The organism is Mesorhizobium sp. M4A.F.Ca.ET.020.02.1.1 (assembly GCF_004022645.1).
Classification (GTDB): domain Bacteria; phylum Pseudomonadota; class Alphaproteobacteria; order Rhizobiales; family Rhizobiaceae; genus Mesorhizobium.
Genome location: NZ_RZOI01000261.1, coordinates 1 through 7,493 on the forward strand (window position 1 = coordinate 1; position 7,493 = coordinate 7,493).

Sequence of the window (7,493 nt, forward strand, 5' to 3'; positions counted from 1 at the left end):
CCGGCGCCCACGACGACGATCACACGGCCGGCTCGGACTGGCGGGCGCGCTTCTCCGAAGAAGTGATGCGCTCGACAGTAACGCTGGAGGCGACGATGCCGCTCGCCCGGCTGACGCTCGGCGACCTCGCCAGCCTCGAAGTCGGGCAGATCATCGAATTCGAAGAGACGGCGCAATCGCATGCGCGGCTCAGCGCGCGCGACAAGACGCTGTTCGTCTGCGAGTTCGGCAAGCTCGGCCAGAATTACACCGTCCGCGTCCGGCATCCCTACGATGCCGGACAGGATTTCATCGACGGGCTGATGCCGGGCTGACGCCGGGTGGCCTGACCTTTTTGGAGACGACGCATGGCAAAGACGAAGGTGGAAGCCGAACCCGATCAGCCGGACGAGCAGCTCGATCGCGCCATCGAGGAGCTGCGCGGCGTCCTCAAGGAAGAGGAGAAGCGCCCGGACGTTGCCTACAGGGCGGCTTCCGGCGGCGCCAATTCCAGCATCATCATGGCCATTCCGGTCGACGTGCAGATCATCCTCGGCAGCACCGAGATGCCGGTGTCCGAGCTGATGGCGCTGCAGAAGGGTTCGACCGTGGCGCTCAACCGGCGTATCGGCGAGCCTGTCGACGTGGTGGTCAACGGCCGCAAGATCGCCCGCGGCGAGATCACCGTGCTCGAAAGCGACCCGTCGCGCTTCGGCATCAGGCTGACCGAAATCATCGCCGCCACCAAGAGCGCGTAGGCTTGGCCGGCGTGCACCGCCATCGACCGCAGGGACAGACAGCATGACGACGCTGACCACGCTGACGCGCCCGCAAAAGGCAGCCGCCATTCTGGTGGCGATGGGCAAGCCCTCAGCCAGCCGGCTCCTGAAATTCTTCAAGCAGGAAGAACTGAAGGCACTGATCGAAGGGGCGCGCCTGCTGCGCACGATCCCGCAGAGCGACCTCGAGCGCATCGTCGCCGAATTCGAAGCCGAATTCACCGAGGGCGCGGGCCTGCTCGATTCCGCCGACCGGATGGACACCATCCTCAACGAATCGCTGTCGCCGGAGGAAATGAGCGCCATCATGGGCGACAAGAGGTTCGAGGTGGCACCCGAGGGCCCGCCGCCGATCTGGCCCGACCTCGAGAAGCTGGAGCCCGGCCGCCTCGGCGCCTTCCTGTCCGGCGAGCACCCCCAGACATCGGCCATGGTGCTGTCGAAGCTTTCCTCGCAGATAACGGCCAACGTGCTGTTGACGATGGAGAAGCCCGTCCGCAGCGAGATCATCAAACGCATGGTCACATTGGCCACGGTTCCGGATGCGGCCGCAAAGATCGTCGAAAGCCAATTGCGCAGCAGCCTGCTGTCGCAAACCGCGACGAAGGATATCTCGGCCGGACAGGCGCGTGTCGCCAGCGTGCTCAACGAAATGGACAAGCCTCAGCTCGAAGAGGTCATGCACGATCTGGAGGAGGCCGGCACGCCGGATCTCGACGGCGTCAGGTCGCGGCTGTTCGCCTTCGACGATTTGCCGCTGCTCGCCCAGAAGGCACGGGTGCTGCTGTTCGACGGGCTGTCGACCGAACTGGTCACGCTGGCGCTGCGCGGCGCGCCGCCGGCACTCACCGAATCGGTGTTGTCGGCGATCGGCGCAAGGTCGCGGCGCATGATCGAATCCGAACTCGGGCAGGGGTCCGAAGGCATCGCGCTGGCCGACATCATGGCGGCTCGCAAGACAATCGCGGTGGCGACGATCCGCCTGTCGCGTGAAGGGGCGTTCGAACTCCCTTCCTCGTCGCAGAGCGAAGCGGCCTGATGGCGGCTCGGTTAGCACGCCATGGCTGAATCGGTCGACAAGGACACCAAAACCGAGGAAGCGACAGAAAAGAAGATCCGCGACACCGTCGAACAGGGCAAGCTGCCCCATTCGCGCGAAGCGGCGATCTTCACCTCCTTCGTCGCAATATTGGTGTTCACCGTCTTCTACGCCAAGGACGCCATCATCGATCTCGGCATGTTCTTGTCGATGTTCCTGGAGAAGCCCGAAGCCTGGCCGATGGATACCGAGACCGACGTCATCGCGCTCTACAAGACAGTCATCTTCGAGATCGGCCGCGCCGTCGTCAGCCTGCTCGTGCTTTTGGTGGTGGCCGGCGTCGGCGCCTCGGTGTTCCAGAATATGCCGCAGTTCGTCGGCGAGCGGGTCAGGCCGCAGCTGTCGCGCATCTCGATCGCCAAGGGCTGGAGCCGCATGTTCGGCGTGCAGGGCCTTGTCGAGTTCCTGAAGTCGCTGGGCAAGCTCGGCTTTGCCGTCGTCGTGCTCGGCTTCACGTTGTCGGAGGACCACCGCAGACTGCTTGCCGGCATGATCACCAACCCGGTCGCCTTCGGTCTCGTCATCAGGAGCATCGCCGTCGACATATTGGTGGCGATCGTTTTCGTCATGGGGCTGATCGCGGTGGCCGACTTTGTCTGGTCGCGCTTCCACTGGCGGCGCGACCTGCGCATGAGCAAGCAGGAAATCAAGGACGAGATGAAGCAGTCCGAAGGTGATCCGATCGTCAAGTCGCGGCTGAGGTCGCTGGCGCGTGATCGTGCGCGGCGGCGCATGATGACAGCGGTGCCGCGCGCCACGCTGATCATCGCCAATCCGACGCACTATTCCATCGCGCTGAAATACGTCCGCGAGGAGGATTCCGCGCCCATGGTGCTGGCCAAGGGCCAGGATCTTGTGGCGCTCAAGATCCGCGAGATCGCCAGGGAGCACAACATCCCGATCTTTGAGGATGTGGCGCTCGCGCGCTCCATGTACAAGCAAGTTTCGGTTGATAGCGTAATCCCGTCGCAATTTTACCAGGCCGTCGCCGAGCTGGTGCGGATCGTCTATTCGAAAAAGGCTGAGCGCAGACTGACCTCATGAACCGGCAAGCTTACGCAAAATCCCGCGAGATCATCGTCGCCAACGCCATCGAGGAGGTGATCACCGAACTCAGGCTGATCGACGTCGCCGACTATATCGCCTTCATCCGGCTCGAGCATTTCGCCTGCCTGTCGGATCTGGTGGATTCGGCGGCCGAACTGTTCTTCATGCCGGGCACGCTCAGGCTCGGTCACGGCGGCGAAGCCCATGTCGACTGGAGCGGCAGTCCGCGCATCGTGCTCGACCTCGAGCTCAGGCCACCCGGCGTGACCGTCTATTTCCAGCTGACGTTGAGCGGAGACAAGGACCATGTCGTGGTCAACTACGTGTCGTTCGAAAAGCCCGGCGAGAATCCCGAGCACAACACCGCGCTCCTGGAAGCAGTGATCGAACAGGCGCGCATCCGCAGGACCGAGACGATCGCTTACTGAAATCTGCCTTGAGGGAAGCAAAGCGCGGCGGTGATGGACCGCGCGCGGTTTGGCATGCCGTGGCCCTCGCGGTCGCGCAGGTTCGGCCGGTCCGTGCTCGGAGCCTTCGCGGGACGATCTATTCGATGAGGCCGAGCCGCAGCGCCTTGGCCACCGCCTGGTTGCGGTTGACGGCGTTGAGCTTCTGCGTCGACTGGGTCAGGTACTGGTTGGCGGTGTGCACCGACAATTTCAGCAGCTTGGCGATCTCCTCGCTGGTGTTGCCGTTGGCGGTCAGCTTCAGACATTCGAGCTCGCGCTTGGAGATCGAGCGCATCCGGCTGGTGTCGGTCGGACGGATGCGGGCAACCGCGGCAAACAGCGAGAAGCAGCGGGCGTGGATCTCGTAGAGCGCCTCCTGCGGCAGGGCGATGTCCGGCCCGAGGAAGATGACCAGCCCGCACTGGCCGCGGTCGGCATGGACGGGAAAGGCGATGCCGTTGGTGCCGGGCGCGAGCGGCGCCGTCCTCTCGGACCAGGCAAGATCCTGGAAGACCTGCTGCGAGCTGGCGATGCCGTCGTCCACCCACCAGCGCGGCGCCGTCGAGATGCGGGTGTGGCGCACCATCTCCTCGCCATTGGCGCCGGAGATGAATTTGGTGGCCACGGAGGTGCCGGGGTAGTCCGAATCGAAGCTTGGCACGAGGCGGGCCCGTTCCAGCGAAGGGCTGACGAAGAACAGGCCGAAAGCCCCGGCGTTGATGTCGACGGCGATCCAGCGGCAGCGGCGCACGGCGTCCGGAATGGTGACGGCGTGGTGCGTTTCGGAGCCGAGCGAGAAGGCGCCGAACGGGCTGCGCTGCTCGTTGAAAAGGGCCTCGGCTGCCTCCTTGACCTGTGCCTGTTTCAAATGATGCCGCTCCTGATCGCCGTCGCGATGGCCATCGCGCGGTTGCTGGCCGCGAATTTCTGGATCGCGTGGGTGATGTAGCTGTTGACTGTGTTCGACGAGACGCCGAGGATCAACGCGACCTCGTCGGTGGTCTTGCCCTCCGACACCCAGAACAGGCATTCGCGCTCGCGGTCGGACAGCGGGTCCTGCATGGCGGCGGCGGCGATCAGCTGCGGGATGTCGGACAGCGCATAGCAGCACTTCAGCTGGGCTTTCATCAGTGCCGGCTGGTCGATCTTGCCGACCTCGGCGGCCGAAAACAGCGCGAACAGGCGCTGGCGACCGACATTCAGCCGCAGCGAGTAGATCTCGGCGTGGCCGAGCACATCGAGCAGGCGGGCCTCCTCGCCGCTCAGCAGCGCGCCGGCATCGGGCGCTTGGGCAGCCACCAGCGGCCTCGGGCGGTTGCCGGGCGACGCGGTCAGCGGCCCTTGGGCGAGGCCGGCTATCAGCCGTTTGCCGATGAGCTCGATGGCGTCGAATATCCAGTTGGAGGACACGATGCGGGCATCGCTGCGATCCTGGTCGTGGATGATGGCGACGAGCATGTAGCTGTCGGCGCCGATCTCGGCGGCAAGCTGCATGAAAAAGCTGGTGAGGTCGCCGCGAGACGCCAGGCGCGATGGTTCGGATTGGAGAAGCGCGGCGGGACTGCTCATTTTATGCTTTGGCCGGAATCGATCCATGTGCCCGGTGCTGGTGTCGCCAGCGGCCGAACCCGAAATACGCGTCACTGTCACGAAGACACACTCAAGGCGCGGTCAGCGCCCAACCAGGTCGGAATCCCTACAGGGAACGCGAAGCCGTCCGCGTCTGGTGCCGGCCGAGTGCCGGAACTTGAGACTTTGGGTGGTCGCCGCGCCCCCCGAGGACCGGCTGATTCGGGTCTAATCTACCCGTAGATGAATCCGACATCAAACGCGATTTGACAAAATCGAATCCGGTGGACTCGGATCGCGACTCAGGGGCCGTTTCGCGCTGCTTTCAACCGGTCTCTTCGATGGAAAAACGGGGGCAGGTGCCGGGCCGCCATATCGGGGCGCGGCCGATTCGGCTAGGATTCGCATGGCGGCAATGGATGGGCCTCCGTTGCCGGTGGTCTTGCGGGGGAAACGATGAGCGATTCATTCCAGGAAGTGACGTCCGTCTCGTGGTTCGGACGGATCAAGCGCGCGGTCGGCGGGGTGGTCTTCGGCCTGATCCTGATCGTGCTGATGGTGATCGGTCTGTTCTGGAACGAAGGCCGCGCGGTGCAGACGGCGCGCTCGCTGGCGGAAGGCGCCGGCACCGTCGTCTCGGCCGGCGTCGACAAGATCGACGCCGGCAATGACGGCAGGCTGGTGCATGTGACTGGACCGGTGACGGCCGACAGCGGTCTTGCCGATCCGGATTTCGGCATTCAGGCCGAGGGGCTGCGCCTGTCGCGCAGCGTCGAGATGTACCAGTGGAAGGAAGACTCCAAGTCGGAGACGACGAAGAAGCTGGGTGGCGGCGAGGAGACGGTGACGACCTACAGCTATTCGAAGGTGTGGGACGACAGCCAGATCAACTCATCCGACTTCAAGAAGCCCGACGGCCACCAGAACCCGCCGATGGCGATCCACAGCAGGAGCTTCCAGATTGCGGAGGGCAAACTCGGCGCCTTCACGCTCGACAGGCCGGTGCTCGACCGCATCGGGGGCGACAAGGAATTTTCGCTCTCGTCCAGCCAGTCGGCCGCGATCGAGGCTGCCTATACCGGTGCAAAGCCGATCAACATCGTCGACGGCAGGATCTATCTCGGCGCCGATACGACGTCGCCGGCGCTGGGCGACTATCGCATCGGTTACGAGCTGGCGCCGCTCGGCACGTCAGCATCGTCGCGCGCCAGGCCGGCGACCGGTTCGAGTCCTACCAGACGGCGGCCGGCGATGCGTTGCTGATGGTGGATACGGGCGACGTGCCCGCCGACAGGATGTTCGCCGAAGCGGTCAGCGCGAACACGCTGATAACCTGGCTGCTGCGCGCCGGCGGCCTGATCCTGCTGACGATAGGCTTTGCCCTGCTGCTCGGCCCGATCGGGGTGATCTTCGACGTCATACCCTTCCTCGGCAGCCTGGCCCGGCTGGGCACCGGCATCATCGCCTTCGTCCTGGCGATCCTGGTCGGGACGACGACGATCGCCGTCGCCTGGTTCTGGTATCGGCCGGTGCTGGCGGCCGCCATCCTGGCCGCGGGCGTTATTGCTGCGGCGGCGGTGTACATGCTTGGGCGTTCCCGCAAACCGGCCGTGCCGGCCGCCGCGCCGAGCCCCGGCGCTGCCGCATAGCGTAGAGTTTCCAAGGGGCGGCTGCTGCCGCCCCCTTGGGCTCCTACCTGTCCTCGAAGCCGGTCAGCACGCCGACGGCGTTGATGCCGATCTCTTCCACCGCGTAGCCGCCTTCCATGACGAACAGCGTCGGCAGGCCGAGCCTGGCGATGCGGCGACCGATCTTGGGATAGTCGGCGCTCTTCAGCTTGAACTGGCTGATTGGGTCCTTCTCGAACGTGTCGACGCCGAGCGACACCACGACGACATCGGGGACGTAGGCGGCAAGCTTGGAGCAGGCATCCTCCAGGGAGGCGTTCCAGCCGTCCCAGTCGGTGCCGAACGGCATCGGGTAGTTGAGGTTGAAGCCTTCGCCTTCGCCGATGCCGTGCTCGTCGGCATGGCCGAGGAAGAACGGATACTCGGTCATCGGATCGCCGTGCAGGTTGATCACCTGGACGTCGCCGCGGCCGTAGAAGATCTCCTGCGTGCCGTTGCCGTGATGGTAGTCGACATCGAGGATCGAGACGCGCCTAGCGCCCTGGTCGAGGAACCACTGCGCGGCAACGGCGGCGTTGTTGATGAAGCAATAGCCGCCCATGAAGGCGGCACCCGCATGATGGCCGGGCGGGCGGCAGAGCGCGAAGGCGGCCGGTTCGCCGGCCTTGACCAGTTCAGCCGCCGTCAGCGCCACTTCATAGGACGACTTGATCGCCGCCCAGGTGCCTTCGACGAAGGTGGCGCCGGCGTCGAAGGAATAATAGCCGAGCAGGCCGTCGATGCGCCGCGGCGGCACGTCGCCGCGCAAACCGCGCGTCGGCCAGGTGAACGCCATGGCCGAGCCCTTGTGCCCCTCAGCCGTCCATCGCGGCCAGACGGTCGGCAGGAAGTCGATGTAGTCGGCACTGTGCACGCGCCTGGCGGCGGCGAGATCATGCTCGAC

The 7,493-nt window shown here is 64.9% G+C and carries 8 protein-coding genes and 1 pseudogene; 6 read left to right on the plus strand and 3 right to left on the minus strand.

Annotation, left to right across the window (positions count from 1 at the left end; genetic code table 11):
- From EN742_RS17395 to EN742_RS17415, 5 genes are all read left to right on the plus strand, one after another.
- The coding region (locus EN742_RS17395) for a FliM/FliN family flagellar motor switch protein (RefSeq protein WP_189375416.1) at nt 1-314 on the plus strand (314 nt) is incomplete at its 5' end.
- A 33-nt stretch (nt 315-347) separates the two neighbouring features.
- Nucleotides 348-737 carry a flagellar motor switch protein FliN gene (gene fliN, locus EN742_RS17400; RefSeq protein ID WP_126058498.1) on the plus strand — a complete coding sequence of 130 codons (390 nt, stop codon included), beginning with the start codon at nt 348-350 and terminating at the stop codon, nt 735-737.
- 43 nt (nt 738-780) lie between these two features.
- On the plus strand, nt 781-1,797 hold the full coding sequence (locus tag EN742_RS17405) for a flagellar motor switch protein FliG (RefSeq protein WP_127406622.1): 1,017 nt from the start codon (nt 781-783) through the stop codon (nt 1,795-1,797).
- 21 nt (nt 1,798-1,818) lie between these two features.
- On the plus strand, nt 1,819-2,901 hold the full coding sequence (flhB, locus tag EN742_RS17410; RefSeq protein ID WP_127406623.1) for a flagellar biosynthesis protein FlhB: 1,083 nt from the start codon (nt 1,819-1,821) through the stop codon (nt 2,899-2,901).
- Complete coding sequence (locus EN742_RS17415; RefSeq protein ID WP_127406624.1) at nt 2,898-3,332, plus strand: hypothetical protein; 435 nt, start codon at nt 2,898-2,900, stop codon at nt 3,330-3,332. The genes flhB and EN742_RS17415 overlap by 4 nt, the downstream gene beginning before the upstream one ends.
- A gap of 118 nt (nt 3,333-3,450) precedes the next feature.
- Here the strand turns inward: EN742_RS17415 and EN742_RS17420 are convergent, their stop codons facing one another.
- Complete coding sequence (locus EN742_RS17420) at nt 3,451-4,221, minus strand: helix-turn-helix transcriptional regulator (RefSeq protein ID WP_127406625.1); 771 nt, start codon at nt 4,219-4,221, stop codon at nt 3,451-3,453.
- Nucleotides 4,218-4,922 carry a helix-turn-helix transcriptional regulator gene (locus EN742_RS17425; protein ID WP_127406626.1) on the minus strand — a complete coding sequence of 235 codons (705 nt, stop codon included), beginning with the start codon at nt 4,920-4,922 and terminating at the stop codon, nt 4,218-4,220. Before EN742_RS17425 ends, EN742_RS17420 begins: the two co-directional genes overlap by 4 nt.
- Nucleotides 4,923-5,699: 777 nt before the next feature.
- Between EN742_RS17425 and EN742_RS17430 the strand changes: the two are divergent.
- A pseudogene (locus EN742_RS17430) lies at nt 5,700-6,571 on the plus strand (TMEM43 family protein).
- Nucleotides 6,572-6,614: 43 nt separating this feature from the next.
- On the opposite strand, the gene EN742_RS17435 reads toward EN742_RS17430, so the two are convergent.
- On the minus strand, nt 6,615-7,493 hold an 879-nt coding region (locus EN742_RS17435; protein ID WP_148670134.1), incomplete at its 5' end, for a histone deacetylase family protein.

Excerpts from the sequence above, each read along its gene's own strand:
- fliN (WP_126058498.1), top strand. The coding sequence starts at position 348 with ATGGCAAAGACGAAGGTGGAAGCCGAACCCGATCAGCCGGACGAGCAG.
- EN742_RS17405 (WP_127406622.1), top strand. The coding sequence starts at position 781 with ATGACGACGCTGACCACGCTGACGCGCCCGCAAAAGGCAGCCGCCATT.
- flhB (WP_127406623.1), top strand. The coding sequence starts at position 1,819 with ATGGCTGAATCGGTCGACAAGGACACCAAAACCGAGGAAGCGACAGAA.
- EN742_RS17415 (WP_127406624.1), top strand. The coding sequence starts at position 2,898 with ATGAACCGGCAAGCTTACGCAAAATCCCGCGAGATCATCGTCGCCAAC.
- EN742_RS17425 (WP_127406626.1), bottom strand. The coding sequence starts at position 4,922 with ATGAGCAGTCCCGCCGCGCTTCTCCAATCCGAACCATCGCGCCTGGCG.